The sequence below is a fragment of the Nocardia vermiculata NBRC 100427 genome, assembly GCF_001613265.1.
In the GTDB taxonomy this organism is placed as follows: domain Bacteria; phylum Actinomycetota; class Actinomycetes; order Mycobacteriales; family Mycobacteriaceae; genus Nocardia; species Nocardia vermiculata.
Window position 1 is genome coordinate 461,222 of the sequence record NZ_BDCA01000002.1, and the last position, 20,885, is coordinate 482,106.

The window sequence follows — 20,885 nt, forward strand, 5'->3', positions numbered from 1 at the left end:
GCGCAACCTTCAGCGGTACCTCGACGGTGACGTCGAAGGTGGTCATGGCGAATTCGAGGATCCGGTCGAGAAGCTCGTCCTCGGCAACCGCTACCGCTTCCAGGGCGGGTGCGGTGTCCGTCGCCGGCAGGATGACCTGCTGTGGGCCCTCCGCCGACCGCGGATAGGTGGTACGCAGCACCTCGTGCCGGGCCAGCACGTCACCGAGGGCATGTTCCATCGCCGTGACGTCGAGGGCGCCGGACAACCGCACCGCGAGCGGGATGTTGTCGACCGCGGAGGTCGTGGTGTCGAACTGGTTGAGGAACCAGTAGCGCTGCTGGGCCGGCGACAGCGGAATCCGGTCCGGTCGCGGTCCGGCGAGCAGCTTCGGCCGCGTCCGGCCGGAGCCGGCGCCCTGTTCCAGGCGTGCGGCCAGCGCCGACACCGTGGAGGCCTCGAACAGGTCCCGCACCGCCAGTTGGATATCGAGGGCGGCACCGAGCCGGGCGGTCACCTGGGTGGCGATCAGCGAGTTGCCGCCCAGGTCGAAGAAGTCGTCGTCGAGGCCGACTCGCGGCACCCCGAGCACATCGGTGAAGGTGCCGGCGACGATCTCCTCGATCGGCGTGGCGGGGGCCCGGAACTGCCGAGTCTCGAATACCGGCGCCGGCAGCGCCTTACGATCCAGCTTGCCGGTGGCGCCCAGCGGGAACGCATCCAGCACCACGTAGGCACTGGGGACCATGTAGCCCGGCAGCGCCGCGGTGAGCTCGGTGCGCACCGCATCGGGGTCGACGGTGGCGCCGGCTGCCGGCACCAGATAACCGACCAGCTGATCGCCGAGCCGATCGTCGGAGCGCACGACCACCACGGACTGAGCCACCGAGTCCAGCGCGGTCAGTGCGGACTCGATCTCGCCGAGTTCGATGCGCAGCCCGCGCAGCTTGATCTGGAAGTCGGTGCGGCCCAGATATTCCAGTTCGCCGTCGTGATTCCAGCGCACCAGGTCGCCGGTGCGGTACATGCGCTCACCGCTACCGAAGGGGTTGGCCACGAACCGATCCGAGCTCAGATCGGCGCGCGCGACGTACCCGCGGGCCAGTTGGTCACCGGCCAGATACAGCTCGCCCGCCGCCCCGGCGGCCACCGGATGCAGCCGTGCATCGAGCACGTACACCCGGGTGTTCCACACCGGGCGCCCGATCGGCACCGCGACGGTGTCGGCGGCACTCACCTCGTGATAGGTGACATCGACGGCGGCTTCGGTGGGGCCGTACAGGTTGTGCAGGCCGGCACCGGTCAGTTCGATCACGCGTTGTGCGGTCGTCGCCGGCAGCGCCTCACCCGATGCGAAGATCCGCTCCAGGGACACCGTGGTCTCCGAGGCTTCCAGCTGCGCGACGAACACCGACAGCATCGACGGCACGAAGTGCGCGGTGGTGACGTTCTCGGCTGCGATCAGCTCGGCCAGATACGCCGGATCGCGGTGACCGTCCGGTTTCGCGACGACCAGGCGAGCACCGACCTGCAGCGGCCAGAAGAACTCCCACACCGACACATCGAAGGTCGCGGGTGTCTTCTGCAGCACCACATCGTCGCTGTACAGGTCGTATTCGTCCTGCATCCAGGCCAGGCGGTTGACGATCGCGGCCTGGCTCACCGCCACCCCCTTGGGGCGGCCGGTGGAGCCGGAGGTGAAGATCACGTACGCCGTGTGCGCGGGGCGCAGCGCGGTGCGGCGGTCGGCGTCGGTCAGCGGGTCGCCGGAGTAGTCCGACAACTCCAGCTCGTCGATGGCCACGACCGTCCGCCCGTCGGCGCCCAGCGCCGGGTCGTGACTGTCGGCCGTGGTCAGTACGCAGACGGGTTCCGCGGTAGCCAGCACGTACTCGTTGCGCTCGGCCGGGTGGTCCGGATCCAGCGGCACATAGCCACCACCGGCGACGGTGACCGCGTACATGCCGACGACCAGTTCCAGGGAACGCCGCATATGCAGTGCGACCAGCGAATCCGGACCCACGCCCTGCGCGACGAGGTGGCGGGCGAGCCGGTTCACCCGGTCCGCCAGCTCACCGTAGGACAGAGTTGTCCCCTCGAAGGTGAGCGCCGGTTCCGCCGGATCGCGCTCGACCTGCATGGCGAACATCGACGCCAGGGTCAAGGTGGTGGTTCCGGCCTTGCGTCCGAGCACCACCCGGTCGACGTCGTAGGCGGTGGCGTTGCGGTTGCCCAGGATGGCGTGCCGCTCGGTGACGTCGAGCAGCTCGATGTCACCGAGCGGTGCGGCCGGATCGCCGACGACCGCGGTCAGCATCCGCACCAGGCGTTCGGCGAAGCCGGTGACCGTGCGCGCATCGAATATATCGGTGGCGTAGGCCAATTCGGCCGACATGCCCTGCGCGGAGCCGTCCTCGGCGAAGCGCTCGGTCAGGTTCAGATGCAGATCGAACTTGGCAGTCGCCACATCCAGCGGGAGCGCGGCGACCTCCAGCTCCGGCAGGGCGAAGGAGGCCGCACCGGTGTTCTGGAACGACAGCATCACCTGAAACAGCGGATGCCGGGCCTGCGAACGCGCCGGATTCAGAATCTCCACCAGCCGCTCGAACGGCAGATCGGCATGACCGAATGCGGCCAGATCGGAGTCCTTGGTGCGGGCGAGCAGTTCGGTGAACGACATCGCCGGGTCGACGCCACTGCGCAGCACCAGCGTGTTGACGAACATGCCGATGGCGTCGTCGAGCACCTGCTCACCACGGCCCGCCACCGCGGTGCCGATGGCGAGATCGTCGCTGCCGGACAGCCGCGCCAACAGGGCCGCGAAGGCCGCGTGGGTCACCATGAACAAGCTCGCACTGTGCGTGCGGGCCAGCGCGTTGAGCTGGTGCACCAGCTCGGCATCGAGTTCGAACTCGTGTACCGCACCGCGGTAGGAGGCCACCGCGGGCCGCGGCCGATCGGCCGGCAGGTCCAGCTGGTCGGGCAGACCGGCCAGCTGCTGCGACCAGTAGTCGACCTGCTGGGCGATCAGCGACTGTGGATCTTCCTCGGAGCCGAGCGTATCGCGTTGCCACAGTGCGTAATCGGCGTACTGCACCGGCAGCGGCGCCCAGCCCGGTGCGGTGCCGACCGACCGTGCGGCGTAGGCCACCATCACATCACGGGCCAGCGGCCGCACCGACCATCCGTCACCGGAGATGTGGTGGACGACGAACACCAGCACATGCTCCGGCGCGGCTTCCGCCGCACCATTGCTGCCGGGGTGCTCGACGCGCAGCAACTTGGCACGCACCGGTACCGCCTCGGTGACATCGAATCCGGTGAGTACCAGTTCACGGACCCGTCCGGGCAGTTCGGCCGCGCTGACCGGCTCGGCATCCAACTGCACCGCATCGCGGTCGGCGGGCAGGATCACCTGCACGCCTTGACCTTCGGAGGTTTCCGGGTAGACGGTGCGCAGCACCTCGTGCCGTTCCAGGACATCGGCGACCGCGTCACGCAGCGCGGCGACATCCAGCGTTCCGGTCAGCCGGACCGCCATCGGAATGTTGTTGACGGCGCTGGCGGTGTCGAAGCGGTTGAGGAACCACATCCGCTGCTGTGCGAGCGACAGCGGAATCTCGGCCGGGCGCGGGGCCGCGACCAGGGCGCGACGGCCACCGGAACCGGCGTGGGTTTCCAGCCGGGCCGCCAGTGCGGCGACGGTGGGTGCCTCGAACAGGGTCCGCACCGGCAGCCGGGTATCGAATGCCTGACCCAGCCGGGCGACCACCTGGGTGGCGATCAGCGAGTTGCCGCCCAGTTCGAAGAAGTCGTCGTCCAAGCCGACCGGGTTCGCCTCGATATCGATGCCGAGTACCTCGGCCACCGTCGCGGCGACGATCTCCTCGACCGGGGTGGACGGGGCGCGGAACGTACGCGCCTCGAAGGCGGGCGCGGGTAGTGCGCGCCGGTCCAGTTTGCCGTTGGCGGTCAGCGGCAGTGCGTCGAGCACCACGAGCGCCGCGGGGACCATATAGGACGGTAGCCGGGCCGCCAGCCGGGCACGGACCTCGTCGGTGTCGATCTCCCCGGCACCGGGTGCGGGCACGACATAGCCGACCAGCTGTTCGCCGACCCGGTCGTCGCTGCGCACCACGGCCACCGATTGGCCGACGGAACCCTGTGCGGTGAGCGCGGATTCGATCTCGCCGAGTTCGATGCGCAGACCACGCAACTTCACCTGGAAATCGGTACGTCCCAGATATTCGATGGCCCCGTCGGCACCGCGCCGCACCAGGTCACCCGTCCGGTACAGGCGGGCCCCACTGCGGCCGAACGGGTTCGCGACGAAGCGGTCGGCGGTGAGATCGGTACGGCCGAAGTAACCGCGAGCCAGCTGGGCACCGGCCAGATACAGCTCACCCGCGACGCCCGCCGGTACCGGATGCAGCCGCGCATCCAGGATGTAGGCCTGCGCATTCCACACCGGTGTGCCGATCGGCACCGCGCCGTCTATATCGGCGGCGACCGGCATGGCGGTGGCGTGCACGGTGAATTCGGTGGGCCCGTACAGGTTGTGCAGTTCCGCGGTGCCGATGCGGCGGTAGGCCCGCGCGGCGTCGGCGGTGAAGGCCTCACCGGCGATCAGCAGCACCCGCAACGAGGACACGTCCACGACGCCACCGGGGGCCGCGCTGCCGGACTCGACACTCTCGGAGAACACCGACAGCATCGAGGGAACGAACGACGTCATCGTCACCCGGTGCGCCGCAATCACTTCGGCGAGATAGCCCGGATCACGGTGGCCGTCGGGCGCGGCGATCACCAGCCGCGCTCCGGCAGCGGTGGCACCGAACAGTTCCCACACCGACACATCGAAGGTGGGCGGTGTCTTGAACAGCACCACCTCACCCGTGCCGATGCCGTATTCGCTGGTGATCCAGCGGATCTGGTTCACCGCGGCGGCATGCGATACCGCCACGCCCTTCGGGCGTCCGGTGGAGCCGGAGGTGAAGATCAGGTAGGCCAGGTGCTCGGGCCGCAGTGGCGCGCGACGCTCGGTGTCGTCCAGTTCACCGACCGCGAATCCGGACAGGTCCAGCTCGTCGATCCGGACCGGCCGGACGGTGTCCGCACCGCCCTGCGCTCGCTCGATATCGGCACCGTCACGCCCGGTGGTGAGCACCGCGACCGGCGCGGAGGTGTCGACCACATAGCGCACCCGCTCGTCGGGCTGGTCGAGGTCCAGCGGCACGTAGGCACCACCGGCCGCGAGCACCGCATAGGAGGCGACCACCAGATCGAGCGAACGCCGGATCGCCAGCGCCACCCGGGTTTCCGGTGCCACACCGGCCTCGACCAGATAGCGCGCCAGCCGCTGCACCCGCTGTGCCAGTTCGGCGTAGGTGAGCGTCACCCCGTACTCGGGGTCGACCACCGCGATCTCGTCGGGAGTCAGGCGGGTCTGCTCGTCGAAGTCGGCGAGCAGCGTCGCGGGCCCCTCGCGCCGCGACGGCAGATGCCGGGCGGTGTTGTTCCAGGCCCGCAGTTCACGGGCAGCTTCGGCGGGCGCGAGCAGATCGATATCGCCCACCCGGGCGCCGGGCTCGGCCACGATCGCGGTCAGGATCCGCACCAGGCGTTCGGCGAAACCGCTCACTGTCGACTCGTCGAACAGATCTGTGGCGTAGACGAATTCGGCGGCGATACCGGTCGGCGCCGTGACGCCGTCGACCGTGGCGCTCTCCTCGGTGAGTACCAGTTGCAGATCGAACTTCGCGGTCTCGATCGGCAGTTCGACGCCGCTCACGGTCAGTCCCGGCAGTTCCAGCGTGTTCTGCCCGGTGTTCTGGAACGACAGCATCACCTGGAACAGCGGATGCCGGGCCTGCGAACGCGCCGGATTCAGAATCTCCACCAGCCGCTCGAACGGCAGATCGGCATGGCCGAAGGAGGCGATATCGGTGCCACGCACCGCCTGCAACAGATCGGTGAAGCGCGCGCCGCCGTCGATCTCGGTGCGCAGCACCAGGGTATTGACGAACATACCGATCAGGTCGTCGAGTTCGCGTTCACCGCGGCCTGCCACCGGGGTACCGATGGCGATATCGGTTTCCCCGCTCAACCGGGACAGCAACAGCGCCAGGGCGGCGTGGGTGACCATGAACATGGTCGCGCCGCGGGTGCGGGCCAACTCGGCCAGCCGGGCATGTGTCTCGGCGTCGATGTGGAAGGTGTGGGTGGCGCCACGGCCCGAGGCGATCGCCGGGCGCGGCCGGTCGGCCGGCAGGTCCAGTTGTTCGGGCACGCCGTTCAGCGCGTCGCGCCAGTAGGCGATCTGGTCGGCGATCACCGATTCCGGATCGTCCTCGCTGCCGAGGACGGCACGCTGCCAGAGCGCGAAATCCGCGTACTGCACCCGCAACGGCGCCCACGCGGGCTCGCCGCCGTCGACCCGGGCACCGTAGGCGGTCATCACATCGCGGGTCAGCGGGCCCATCGAGAAACCGTCGGCGGAGATGTGGTGCACGACCAGCGCGAGCACATGCTCGGTGGGACTGATCTCGAACAGCCGGGCCCGGAACGGCACCTCGACGGTGACGTCGAATCCGGTGCCGACCAACTCGGAGATACGCAGCGGCAGTTCGGCTTCGGTCACCTCGATCGGGGACAGATCCGGAATGACCCGGCCGGTGGCGACGATCTCCTGATATGCGGTGCCGTCGACCTCGGGATAGCGGGTGCGCAGCGATTCGTGACGCGCCAGCACATCGGCGACCGCGATCTGCAGCGCCTGCCGGTCGAGCAGACCCGACAGCCGCACCGCGGCCGGGATGTTGTCCACGGCCGAACCGGGATCGAAACGGTTGAGGAACCACATCCGCTGCTGTGCCAGCGACAGCGGCACCAGCTCCGGGCGCTGCTGCGGTACCAGCGAGGCGTGCGCGCCGGCACCGGAGCGGGACTCGGCCCGCGCTGCCAGCCCGGCGACGGTCGAAGCCTCGAAGATCTCCCGCACACCGAGCCGGGTGTCCAGCGCGGCCGAGAGGCGTGCCGCCACCTGGGTGGCGATCAGCGAGTTACCGCCGAGGGCGAAGAAATCGTCGTCCAGGCCGACACGATCCGCACCGAGGATCTCGGCGAAGGTGCCCGCCACGATCTGTTCCACCGGCGTGATCGGGGCCCGGAACACCGCCGCCTCGAATACCGGCGCGGGCAGGGCCTTGCGGTCCAGCTTTCCGGAGGCGTTGAGCGGGAACTCGTCGAGCACCATCACCACGGACGGGACCATGTAGCTCGGCAGCCGCCCGCCCAGTTCCTCGCGGACGGCCTCGTCGTCGACCGGAAGGCCCGGGGTGGCGATGACATAGGCCACCAGCTGGTCACCGGTGTGCTGATCCCCGCGCACCACCACGACCGCGCGGTCGATCTCGTCGAGTCCGGTCAGCGCGGACTCGATCTCGCCGAGTTCGATCCGCAGACCACGCAGCTTGACCTGGAAGTCGGTGCGGCCCAGGTACTCCAGCTCACCGTGTTCGGTCCACACGACCAGGTCGCCGGTGCGGTACATGCGGTCACCGCGGCCGAACGGGTTGGCCACGAACCGATCCGAACTCAGGTCCACCCGTCGCACATAGCCGTGTGCGAGCTGGGCGCCCGCCAGATACAGCTCACCCGCGACACCCACCGGGACCGGGCGCAACCGCGAGTCCAACACGTACACCTGCGTGTTGAACACCGGGCGGCCGATCGGCACCGTATCGGTGTCGGCGTCGGTGACCTGGTGATACGTGACGTCCACCGCGGCCTCGGTCGGGCCGTACAGATTGTGCAGCGCGGTGCCGGTGAGCTCGCGCAGGCGTTGCGCGGCGGCCGGTGCGAGCGCCTCGCCGGAGGCGAAGACCAGTCGCAGCGTGGTGCATTCGGCCGCACGGGCTTCGGCGACGAATACCGCGAGCATCGACGGCACGAAGTGGGTGACACTGACCTGCTCGGTCACGATGGTCTCGGCCAGATAGGCGGGGTCACGATGCCCGTCGGGACGGGCCACCACCAGGCGGGCGCCGATCTGCAACGGCCAGAAGAACTCCCACACCGACACATCGAAGGTCGCGGGCGTCTTCTGCAGCACCACATCGTCGGCGGTCAGACCGTACTCGGCCTGCATCCACACCAGCCGGTTCACGATCGCCGCATGCGGCACCGCCACACCCTTCGGGCGGCCGGTGGAACCGGAGGTGAAGATCACGTACGCGGTATCGGCCGGCCGCAACGGATGGCGCCGGTCGGCGTCGGTGATCGGCTCGGTCGAATAGGCGGACAGCTCCAGCAGGTCGATCCGCACCTGGGCGGTATCCATACCGAGATCGTCGCCGGAGGTGAGCACGCAGATCGGATCCGCGGTCTCCAGGATGTACTCGGTGCGCTCGGCCGGATGATCCGGATCCAACGGCACATACGCACCACCAGCAGCCACCACCGCGTACATACCGACAACCAGATCGACCGAACGCCGCATCCCCAAGGCCACGAAGGTATCGGGGCCCACACCACGTTCGATCAGCCAGCGCGCCAGCGCATGGACGCGGGCGGCGAACTCGGCGTAGGTGAGCGACTCGGATTCGAAGCTGAGCGCGATGGCGTCGGGGGTGCGCGCCGCCTGATCCTCGAACATCGAGACCAGCGTCGCGGTCCGGTCGACCGGGTGGCCGGTGGCATTCCAGCCCGACACCACGAGATCGCGTTCGGCCGGTTCCAGCAGTTCGATCGCACCGATCCCGGACTCCGGTTCGGTGACCAGGGTGTTCAGCACCCGCAGCAACCGGTCGGCGATGCGCTGGATCATGTTCTCGTCGAACAGGTCTCGCAGATAGCCGGCGCGGATCCGCAGCTGGTCACCGAGGGCGGCGATCAGGCTCAGCGGATAGTGGGTGGCGTCGGTGGCCTCCAGGCCCGCCACTGCCATACCGTCGATATCGGCGGCCTGGCGCTGGATGCCCTCGGCATCCACCGGATACGACTCGAACACCACGAGGGTGTCGAACAGGCCACCGATGCCGATGGCGTCCTGAATGTCGGCCAGACCGAGGTAATGGTGATCGAGCAGGTCGGCCTGCTCGCCCTGCACGCGGGTGAGCAGCTGCTGCGCCGATTCCGCCGGGTCGATGTGCACCCGCACCGGAACGGTGTTGATGAACAGCCCGACCATCGACTCCACCCCGGCCAGCTCCGGCGGGCGGCCCGACACGGTGGTGCCGAACAGCACGTCGTCGCGACCGGTCATCCGGCCCAGCACGATGCCCCAGGCGGTCTGCAGGACGGTATTGGTGGTGACGCCCATCCGGGCGGCGAACTCGGTGAGCCGCGTGGTCTGCTCCCGGTCGAGTTCGAACACGTACTCGTCCGAGAGTGCGGTGATCTCACGCCCGGCGTCCGGCCGGGCCAGCAGGGTCGGTTCGGTGACCCCCGACAGCGCCGCGTTCCAGGCCGCGAGCGAAGCCGGACGATCCTGCTGCGCCACCCATTCCAGGAAGTGCCGGTAGGAACGCACGGCGGGCAGCGCACTGGCGTCGGCGTGCGTGGCGTACAGCATCAGCAGATCCCGCATCAGCAGCGGCATCGACCAGCCGTCGAGCAGGATGTGGTGATTGGACACCACCAGCGACCAGCGCTGCTCGGCGACCTGGATCAGAGTGAACCGGATCAGCGGCGGCGCAGCCAGATCGAAGCGATCGGTGCGGTCGGCCTCGATCAGGTCGGCGGCCTCACCGCTCGCGCGGCGATCGTGTTCGGCCCAGGCGACACGCACGCCGTCGAGGACCACCTGCACCGGATGGCCCTGTTCGTCGGTGACGAAGGCGGTGCGCAGAGTGTCGTAGCGATCGATCAATGCCTGTGCGGCACTGCGCAGCCGGGCCGGATCCACCCGACCGGTGAGGTCGAGGACCGCCTGCCCGGTGTAGACGTCGACCGAGGCGGCCGCGAGTTCGGCGTGGAACAGCAGACCGGCCTGGAGCGAGGACAGCGGCCAGATCTGCGAGACCGCACCGAAACGCTGCTCCCAGCCCTCGATATCGGTCTGTTCGACCCGCACCAGCGGGAAGTCCGAGGGGGTATGACCGCCCGCACCGGCCGATTCGGCATGCCGGGCAACCGCTGCCAGTGCGGTCGTCCACAGTGCACCGAATTCGCGGACCGCAGCCTCGTCGAGCAGGGTGGTCGGATAGCCGATGCGCGCGGTCAGGCGGTCCCCCACCACGATGGCATTGATATCCAGCGGCGCCATCGCCGGCATATCGTCGTCGTAGGCGCCCGACAACTCGCCGAGTTCCGGCGCCGGAATCCAGCCGAAACCGCGCAGTGCCTCGGGCACCGCGTTGTCGGAGACCCGGCCCAGGTAGTTGAAGCTCACCTGTCCCGGCAGCTCGGCGGGCAGCTGCGCCGCCGTGCGCGGGTTCAGGTAGCGCAGCATGCCGTAGCCCAGGCCCTTGTCGGGCACCGCGAGCAGCTGTTCCTTGACTGCCTTGAGCACCGGCCCCATCGCCGGTCCACCCGTCAGCGCGGCATCGATGTCGAGGCCCGACAGGTCGAAGCGGACCGGGAAGATCGCGGTGAACCAGCCGACCGTGCGGGACAGGTCCGCGCCCGGGACCACATCTTCCTCACGACCGTGCCCCTCGAGGCGCACCAGCGCACTGTCGGAATGGCTATCGGCGTGTGCGGCACGCCATTTCGCGACCGCAAGCACCAGCGCCGCCAACAGCGCATCGTTGACACCGCCGTGGTACAGCGCGGGCACGGTGGTCAGCAGGGCCTTGGTGACCTCGGCGGAGACCTCGACCTCGACCTTGTCGGCCACCGCGGACACGTCCACGCTCGGATCGAACGCACGCTCGGTCAGCAGCGGATCGGGGCCTTCGACGACCGCACGCCACAGATCGAATTCGTCGTCGCGCTCGGCGGCGACCCGTTCCAGCGCGTGCGCCCAGGTGCGCATGCTGGTGGGTGGTGCGGCCAGTTCCGGGGTCTGCCCGGCCGACAACTGTCCCCAGGCGGTGACGAAATCGGGGACCAGGATGCGCCAGGACACACCGTCGATCACCAGGTGGTGGGCGACGACGATCAGACGTCCGGCGCGGTCGGCGGAGCTGGGCTCCAGCCACGCGAAGCGCACGACCACACCGGCTTCGGGATCCAGCCGGTCGAGTGTGGCGTCGAGCGCGGTGGTCGCGATCTCGAACAGTCCGGCGTCGTCGACCGCGGCATCGAATGCGGTGTGATCGACGAGCGCGTCCACATCGACGGTGCCCGGTGCGGCGGTCTCCACGATCCATTCCGCGCCGGCATGCCGGCGCAGCCGCGCACGCAACATGTCGTGGCGGTCCACGACGGCGGCGACGGTGGCCAGCAGCCCCGCCCGATCGATGCCGAGCGGCAACTCCAGTGCCAGCGCCTGATGGAACCGGCCGAACGAGCCGGCCCGCTCCACCATGAACTTCGCGACCGGCGTCAACGGCATCGTGCCGACGCCACCGCCGGGCAGCTCGGCCAGTGCGGGCACCGAATCAGACTGTCCGGCAGCGGATTCGGCAACGGCAGCCAGTCCGGAAACAGTGCGCTGCTCGAAGACGTCACGCGGGCTGAACACCACGCCGCGGGCCTTCGCGCGCGACACCAGCTGGATCGAGACGATGGAATCGCCGCCGAGCGCGAAGAAGGAATCGTCGACGCCGACCCGCTCGATGCCCAGCACCTCGGCGAACACCTCGGCGATGGCATGCTCCACCGGCGTGCGGGGCGCCCGGAAGGTGGTGTCGGTGGCGAACTCCGGTTCCGGCAGCGCCCTGCGGTCCAGTTTGCCCGCCGGGGTCAGCGGCACCCGGTCGATCACCATGATCGACGACGGCACCATATACCCGGGCAACCGCTGTTCCAGCGCGGTGGTCACCGCAGCCACATCGATCGTATTTCCCGGCACCGCAACCACATACGAAACCAGCGAAGTGGCGCCGGCACCCCGGGTGTGACCGAGGGTCACGGCGAAATCGACCGTGTCCTGCGCGGTCAGCGCCGCGTCGATCTCGCCCAGTTCGATGCGGAAACCGCGGACCTTGACCTGGAAGTCGGAGCGGCCGACATATTCGACCTCACCGTTGTGATTCCACCGCACCACGTCACCGGTGCGGTACATCCGCTCCCCCGGCTCGTACGGGTTGGCGAGGAATCGTTCGGCACTCAGACCCGGCCGCGCGTGATATCCACGGGCCAGCTGGACACCGGACAGATACAGCTCACCCGCGACGCCCACCGGGACCGGGCGCAGCCGCGAATCCAGTACCAGTGACTGCATACCGCGGATCGGGCCGCCGATGGTGACCGGATCGCCCGCGACCAGCGGATCACTGATGTTGGTGGCGACGGTGGCCTCGGTCGGGCCGTAGGCGTTGTGGAAGCGGCGCGGCGTGCCGTCCGGAGTCACCGACCACTTGGCCACCTGTTCGGCGGTCACCGCCTCACCACCGGCGATCACCACGCGCATCCCGGCCAATGCCTCGGGATCCAGCGTGGCCAGCACCGACGGGGTGATCAGGCCGTGGGTGACGCCGTCGCGGGCGATCAGTTCGCTGAGCTCGGCACCACCGTAGGTGCCGGGCGGCACCACGACCAGCGCACCGCCCGCACCGACGGCGAGCAGGAATTCCAGAATCGAGGCGTCGAAGCTGGGCGAAGCGAAATGCAATGCGCGCGAATCGGAATCGAGCTGGTACCGCTCGTTCTGCTCGGCGCGGAAGTTCGCCAGGCCGGCGTGGGTGACCACGACCCCCTTGGGCACACCGGTGGATCCGGAGGTGTAGATGACGTAGGCCGGATGGTCGATCCACAACGCACGCACCAGGTCCGCGTCGTCGATCTCCATGGCGGAGTAACGGGCGGTGTCGAGTTCGTCGAGGATCAGCCAGTCCGCCGATTCCGGCAGATCCGCACGCACCGAAGCCACGGTCAGGCCGACCGGGGAACCGGAATCGGTGACCATGTGGTCGATACGGTCGGCCGGATAGGACGGGTCGATCGGCACGAACGCCGCGCCGGTCTTGGTCACCGCCCATTCGGCCAGATAGCTGTCCGCCGATCGCGGTACCGCCACCGCGACCAGATCTTCGGCGCCGATACCGCGTTCGATCAGCACCCGGGCCAGGCGGTTGGAGCGCTCGTCGAGTTCGCGATAGGTGAGCGTGACACCGTCGGCGATCACCGCGGGCGCCTCCGGATCGCGCGCGACGGCCTCGGCCAGCAACTGCGGCAACGTCCGCGCCGCGACCGCCGGGCCGCCGGTACGGGCGAGCAGATCGGCGCGCTCGGCCGGGTCGAGCACATCCACCGCGCCGACCGCGATCCGCGGGTCGGTGGCGACGGCATGCAGGACCCGGATCCAGCGATCGGCGATCTCGGAGGCGGTCTGCTCGTCGAACAGATCGGTGGCATAGATCAGGCTCAGCGCCATCCCGTTGGCGGCCGCACCACCGGCGGCACCGGAACGCTCCGACAGCGTGAACTGCAGGTCGAAACGGGCGATGTTCTCGTCCCGGTCCACCGTGGAGACGGTGAGGCCGGGGAGTTCGAGACCGGCGCGGTCGAGGTTCTGGAAGGCCAGCATCACCTGGAACAGCGGGTTGCGGGCCTGCGAACGTTCCGGTGCCAGCAGTTCCACCAGCCGCTCGAAGGGCACGTCGGCGTTGCCGAAGGCCTCCAGGTCGGTGTGGCGGACCCGATCCAGCAGTGCGGTGAACGGCTCGTCGGCCTCGATCCCGGTGCGCAGCACCAGCGTGTTGACGAACATGCCGACCAGATCGTCGAGGGCGGCCTCACCGCGTCCGGCGATCGGGGTGCCGACGGCGATATCGTCGGATCCCGACAGATGCGCGAGCAGCACGGTCAGACCCGCGTGCATGACCATGAACAGCGATGAACCCTGTTCACGGGCAACATGTTCCAACGCGCCGATGAGTTCGGGCGTCAGCGTGCGATGCAGTTCCGCACCGGCCAGCGAGGCGACGGCGGGGCGCGGGCGATCGGCAGGAAGGGAGAGTTCTTCCGGAATTCCGTCGAGGGAGCGGTGCCAGAAGTCGACCTGCCGGGCCAGCAGCGACTGCGGATCGTCCTCGGAACCGAGGACCTCGCGCTGCCAGACCGCGAAGTCCGCGTACTGCACCTCGAGGGGCGCCCAGGTCGGGGCGCTGCCCTGGGTGCGCGCGGTGTAGGCGGTCATCACGTCGCGGGCGAGTGGGTTCATCGAGAACCCGTCCGCGGCGATGTGGTGCACCACCACGACCAGCACGTACTCGTCGCGATGCACCTGGAACAGCCGGGCGCGCAGCGGCACCTGGTCGGCGACGTCGAATCCGGTGGCCGCGAACTCGGTGATCGCGGTGGTCAGATCGGTGTCGGACACCGGGTAGGTGCGCAGGTCCAGCACGATCTGCTCGGCCGGGACCACCACCTGGACCGGAGTGCCTCCGTGCTCCGGGTAGCGGGTGCGCAACGACTCGTGCCGGCGCACCACATCGAAGACCGCCAATTCCAAAGCGGCGGTGTCGAGTTCACCGGACAACCGCACCACCAGCGGGAGGTTGTAGGCCGCCGAGGAGGTGTCGTACTGGTTCAGGAACCACATGCGCTGCTGGGCGAACGACAACGGCACCGGGTCGGCACCCGCGCGGGTTCGTGCGACCAGGCGCGGACGGGCCGCGTCGCCGGTATGTGATTCCAGCCGTGCTGCCAGTGCTTCGACCGTGGTCGCCTCGAACAGCGCCCGTACTCCCACCGTGGCGCCGAGGGCGGCACCGATCCGGGATACCACCCGGGTGGCGATGAGTGAGTTGCCGCCGAGTTCGAAGAAGTCGTCGTCGAGGCCGACCCGTTCCACCTCGAGCACCTCGGCGAAGACCGCGGCCACGATCTCCTGGACCGGGGTCTCGGCGGCGCGGAAGGCGCGCGCCTGCACCGCCGGTGCGGGCAGCGCACGGCGGTCCAATTTGCCGTTGACAGTCAGCGGGATCCGGTCGAGCACAACGAATGCCGAGGGCACCATATAGGCGGGCAGCCGCTCGGCCGCGCCGTCGCGCACCTGTACCAGCGGCGGCTCGGTCTCGCCCGGGGGCGGCACCAGGTAGGCGACGATGCGCTGATCGCCGGGCTGATCCTCGCGGACCACGACCGCGACCTGCGCGACGCCCGGCTGTGCCAGCACCGCGGATTCGATCTCGCCGAGCTCGATCCGGAAGCCACGAACCTTCACCTGGTCGTCGGCCCGGCCCAGGTACTCCAGTTCCCCGAACCGGTTCCAGCGGGCCACGTCGCCGGAGCGGTACAGCACCGCACCCGGTTCGCCGAGCGGATCGGCGACGAACCGAGCCGCGGTCAGATCGGGGCGGCCCAGATATCCGCGCGCCAATTGCGGTCCGGCGATATACATTTCACCGGCCACGCCGACCGGTACTGGATGCAAGCGGTCGTCGAGCACGTACACCCGCTGTCCGGCGATCGCCCGACCGACCACCGAACCCGTTGCCGCGGCGATCGTTTCGGCATCGAGAACGCGATGCGATACGTGCACCGTGGTTTCGGTGATGCCGTACATGTTGACCAGTCGCGGCGCGGTATCGCCGTGCCGTGCCACCCAGTCGCCCAGCCGGCGCAGCTCCAGCGCCTCACCACCGAACACGACATAGCGCAGCTCCAGCGGTGCGCCGCCGGCCAGCCGGTCGGCCTCGGCCAGCTGGTAGAACGCCGAAGGGGTCTGGTTGAGCACCGTCACCCGGTCGCGGCGCAGCAGTTCCAGGAACTGTTCCGGCGAGCGCGAGGTGTAGTAGTCGACCACGACCAGGGTGCCGCCGAACAGCAGCGGACCCCACAGTTCCCACACCGAGAAGTCGAAGGCGAAGGAGTGGAACAGTGTCCACACGTCGTCGGCACCGAATCCGAACTCCCGATCGGTATTGGCGAACAGCCGCACCACGTTCCAGTGCGCCACCGCGACGCCCTTGGGGCGGCCGGTGGAGCCGGAGGTGTAGATGACATAGGCGATACTGCCCGGGGTGAGCGGCGCATTGCGGTCGGCGTCGGTGATCGGCTCCTCGCCCGCATCCACCATTTCCGGTGTGTCCGCGCTGAATCCGTCCATCAGCACGATCGGCAGGCCGGTCGGCAGTTCCACCTCGCTACCGCCGTCGACGATCACACCCGCCGGGCGCGAATCCGCGAGCACATAGGCGATGCGGTCGGCCGGGTAGCTCGGATCGATCGGCACGTATCCGGCACCGGACTTGATGACCGCGAGCAGCGCCACGACCAGGTCCAGCGACCGCGGCAGTACCACCGCGACCAGGGTCTCCGGCCCGGCACCATCGGCGATCAACCGGCGTGCCAGCTGGTTCGCCCGTCGGTCCAGTTCGGCGTAGGTCATCCGGTCGGTGCCGAACTTGACGGCCACCCGATCGCCGTGCGCGGCGACCGCGGCATCGAACAGGTCCGACAGGGTCACCGACGGATCGGCGAAGAGCCCGGCACCGCCGTCGGCACCGGAGGACACCCACCGCTGCGAGACGTCCAGGAGTTCGGATTCACCGAGCAGATCGATATCGCCGACGACCGTGCTGCCGTCGTCGGTGATGCTGCGCAGGATCCGCACCAGCCGCTCGGAGAATGCGGTGATCGTTTCGGGATCGAACAGGTCGGTGGCGTACGTCCACGCCAGTGTCAGCCCGGCGGCGTCGGCGGCCTCGCCCACGGTGAGCTGGATGTCGAATTTCGACATCCCGGGATCAGCGCCCTGCACCTCGAGGTCGAGGCCCGGTAGTTCGACGGTGGTGGCGTCTCGCGCACCGGTGGCCTCGAAGGTCAGCGCCACCTGGAACAGCGGGTGGTGGGCCTGCGAACGCACGGGGCTGATCACATCCACCAGACGCTCGAACGGCACATCGGCGTTGGCGAAGGCCGCCAGGTCGGTGGCCCGGACCTCACTCAGCAGTTCCGGGAAGGTCGCGTCGGGGCGCACCGGGGTGCGCAGCACCAGGGTGTTGACGAACATGCCGATCAGATCGTCGAGAGCACGCTCGCCGCGACCCGCGATCGGGGTGCCGATCGCGATATCGGTCTCCCCACTCAGCCGGGCTGCCCAGGTGGCCAGTGCCGCATGCATCAGCATGAACAGCGTCACCCCGTGTGCGCGGGCGTACTCGGTGAGCCGCTCGTGCAGATCGGCCTCGAGCGAGAACTCCTGTGTCGCACCGGAGTTGGTAGCGATTTCGGGTCGCGGACGGTCCGCCGGAAGGTCGATCTGCTCCGGCAGGTCACGCAGCTGTTCGGCCCAGTAGCCGATCTGACCCGCGGCGACCGAGGCTTCGTCGTCCTCGGCACCCAGCATGTCGCGCTGCCACAGCGCGTAGTCGGCGTACTGCACCGGCAGCGGCGTCCACTGCGGCGCCTCGCCGCGCGAACGCTCGGAGTATGCGGCCACCACGTCGCGCAGCAGCGGCCGCAACGAGAAACCGTCACCGGCGATGTGATGCATGACCAGGACGACCACATGCTCATCGGCGCCCGATTCCAGCAGGGTCGCACGGAACGGAACCTCGGCGGTCACGTCGAAGAAGACGTTCACCAGCTCGGCCACCCGCGCGGGGATCTCGGCGGCGGCCACCGTCTCGGCCACCAATTCCACTCCGGCCTCCGCCGCCGACAGCACCCGCTGATAGCCGTCACCGGCGACCTCCGGGTAGATCGTCCGCAGCGACTCGTGCCGAGCCACCACATCGGCCAGCGCGGCGGCGAAGGCCTCGCGGTCGAGGGTTCCGGTGAGCCGAATCGCCGCCGGGATGTTGTTGACCGCGGTGCGGCTGTCGAAGCGGTTGAGGAACCACATCCGCTGCTGCGCCGGTGACAACGGCACCAGTTGCGCCGTTTCGCCGCCGGGTAGCTGCACCGGTTCGGGGCGCTGCCGGGCGGTCAGCGGGTGCCGCCCGCCCTGTCCGGCACGGGTCTCCAGGCGCGCCGCCAGCGCGGCCACCGTGGTGGCCTCGAACAGGGTGCGCACGCCTACCTCGGTATCCAGAGCCGCGCCCAGCCGGGCGGCGACCTGCGTGGCGAGCAACGAGTTGCCGCCCAGTTCGAAGAAGTCGTCGTCGAGACCGACGCGTTCGACGCCGAGCGCCTCGCCGATCACATCGGCGACCGCCTGCTCCACCGAGGTCGCCGGAGCGCGGAAGGTCTTGGCGGCGAAGGTCGGCTCGGGCAGTGCCCTGCGGTCGAGCTTGCCGGAGGCGTTGAGCGGGAAGCTGTCCAGCACGACGAATGCCGCGGGCACCATGTATGCGGGAAGATGCTCGACCACAGCGGTTTTCACCGCTTCGACCTCGATCTGCGCACCGGCCGCGGCCACCAGGTAGGCCACCAGCTGGTCGCCGGTGCGCTCGTCGGAGCGCACCACCACGACAGCCTGGCCCACGGCCGGGTCCGCGGTGAGCGCCGACTCGATCTCGCCGAGCTCGATCCGCAGACCACGGACCTTCACCTGGAAGTCGGTGCGGCCCAGATATTCGAGTTCGCCGGCCCTGGACCACATCACCAGGTCGCCGGTGCGGTACATGCGCTCGCCGTCGGCGAACGGGTTGGCCACGAAACGATCGGCGGACAGATCCGGCCGCGCCACATATCCGCGGGCCAGCTGAGCGCCCGCGAGATAGAGCTCGCCCGCAACCCCGACCGGCACCGGGCGCAACCGCGAATCCAGCACGTACACCCGGGTATTGAAGACCGGGGCGCCGATCGGCACCGTGGCGGTGTCGGTATCGACGACCTCGTGATAGGTGACGTCGACGGCGGCCTCGGTCGGGCCGTACAGATTGTGCAGGCGCGCACCGGTGCGGCTGCGCAACTGCTGTGCCACGGTCGCGGGCAACGCTTCACCGGAGGCGAAAACATTACGCAGACCGGAACATTCGGCCGCGGCGGGCTCGGAGACGAACACGGCCAGCATCGAGGGCACGAAGTGGGTGACGGTCACGCCCTCGCGGCCGATCACCTCGGCAAGGTAGGCCGGGTCGCGATGCCCGTCCGGGCGGGCCACGACCAGGCGGGCACCGGCCTGCAACGGCCAGAAGAACTCCCACACCGACACATCGAAGGTCGCGGGCGTCTTCTGCAGCACCACATCGTCGGCGGCCAGGCCGTACTGGGCGTGCATCCACACCAGCCGGTTCACGATCGCCTTATGCGGGACCGCCACCCCCTTGGGGCGTCCGGTGGAGCCGGAGGTGAAGATCACGTAAGCGGTATTGGACGGACGCAGTGGTTCCGGACGATCGTCGTCGGTCAGCGGACCGTCGCCGTACGCGTCCAGCTCCAGCCGGTCGATCCGCACCTCGGGTGCGATTTCCGGTGCGGCCGAGACGGTGTCGCGCAACGGCTCACCCGAGGTGAGCACACATACCGGGCGTGCGGTCTCCAGGATGTATTCGGTGCGCTCGGCCGGATGATCCGGATCCAACGGCACATACGCACCACCGGCAGCCACCACCGCGTACATACCGACCACCAGATCGACCGAACGCCGCATCCCCAGAGCGACCAGCGATTCCGGTCCGACGCCCTGATCGACCAGCCAGCGCGCGAGCCGGCGCACCCGGATCGCGAACTCGGCGTAGGACAGACTCGTCCCCTCGAAGATGACCGCGGTCGCGTCGGGAGTGCGCGCGACCTGGGCCTCGAACAGCGAGATCAAGGTGGCAGCGGCATCGTCGGACACCGTCGGCAACGCGGCGTCGATCGGGAATTCGGTGTCGTTCCATCGCCGCAGTACCAGCGCCTGCTCGGCGGCGTCGAGGATCGGCAGCGCGTCGACCGCGATCGACGGTTCGGCCGCGACCGCACGCAGTACCCGCACGAAACGGTGTGCGAACGATTCGGCGAACGCGTCGTCGAACAGATCGGTCGCGAAGACCAGTTCGGCGTCCATCGCGGCATCCGCGCCGCTGCCGGCCGGCCCCTCGCTCAGGGTCAGCTGCAGGTCGAATTTCGCTGTCTGTGCATCGATTCCGAGTTCGGCGACCGTCAGCCCGGGTAGTTCCAGGGCCGTGCGGCCGAGGTTCTGGAACGACAGCATGACCTGGAACAACGGATGCCGTGCCTGCGAACGTGCCGGGTTGAGCACCTCGACCAGCCGCTCGAACGGCACATCCGCATGAGCGAAGGCCTGCAGGTCACGCTCGCGGACCTGTGACAGCAGTTCGTTGAACCGGATATCGGGATCGACTTGCGCGCGCAGCACCAGGGTGTTGACGAACATGCCGACCAGATCGTCGAGGGCGCGTTCGCCACGCCCGGCGACCGGAATACCCACGGCGATATCGTCGGTGCCGCTCAGCCGCGACAACAGCGCGGCGAACGCGCCGTGCACCACCATGAACAGCGTGCTGTGCTGGCGCTGTGCCACCCGGTTCAGCGCATCCACCAGATCGCCGGGCACCCGGAACCGGTGGGTGCCGGCCGCATAGGAGGCGACCGCGGGGCGCGGGCGGCTCGACAGCCGCAACTCGTCGGGCAGGCCGTTGAGCGCGTTGTGCCAGTAGCCGAGCTGTTCGGAGATCACCGAACGCGGGTCGTCCTCCGAGCCGAGCGATTCCCGCTGCCAGAGCGCGAAATCGGCGTACTGCACCGGCAACGGTGTCCACCCGGGCTCCGACGCGGCGGTCCGGGAGAGGTACGCGGTCATCAGGTCGCGTACCAGCGGGGTCATCGAGAAACCGTCGGTGGCGATGTGGTGTACCACCACTATCAGCACGTACTCGGGCTCCGCAGCAGCATCCACCAGCCGGTACAACCGCAGCCGGGTCGGCGGGACGGCCGTCACATCGAAGCCGCGGCCGACG

Annotated in this window: 1 protein-coding gene (cut by both window edges); it reads right to left on the reverse strand. The window is 69.0% G+C overall.

This entire window lies inside a single protein-coding gene on the reverse strand: locus tag NV2_RS05735, encoding a non-ribosomal peptide synthase/polyketide synthase. The 43,860-nt coding sequence extends 13,028 nt beyond the window's left edge and 9,947 nt beyond its right edge, so the window shows coding positions 9,948-30,832 — codons 3,316 (partial) to 10,278 (partial); reading right to left, the first codon wholly in view occupies nt 20,882-20,884. The start codon and the stop codon both lie outside this window.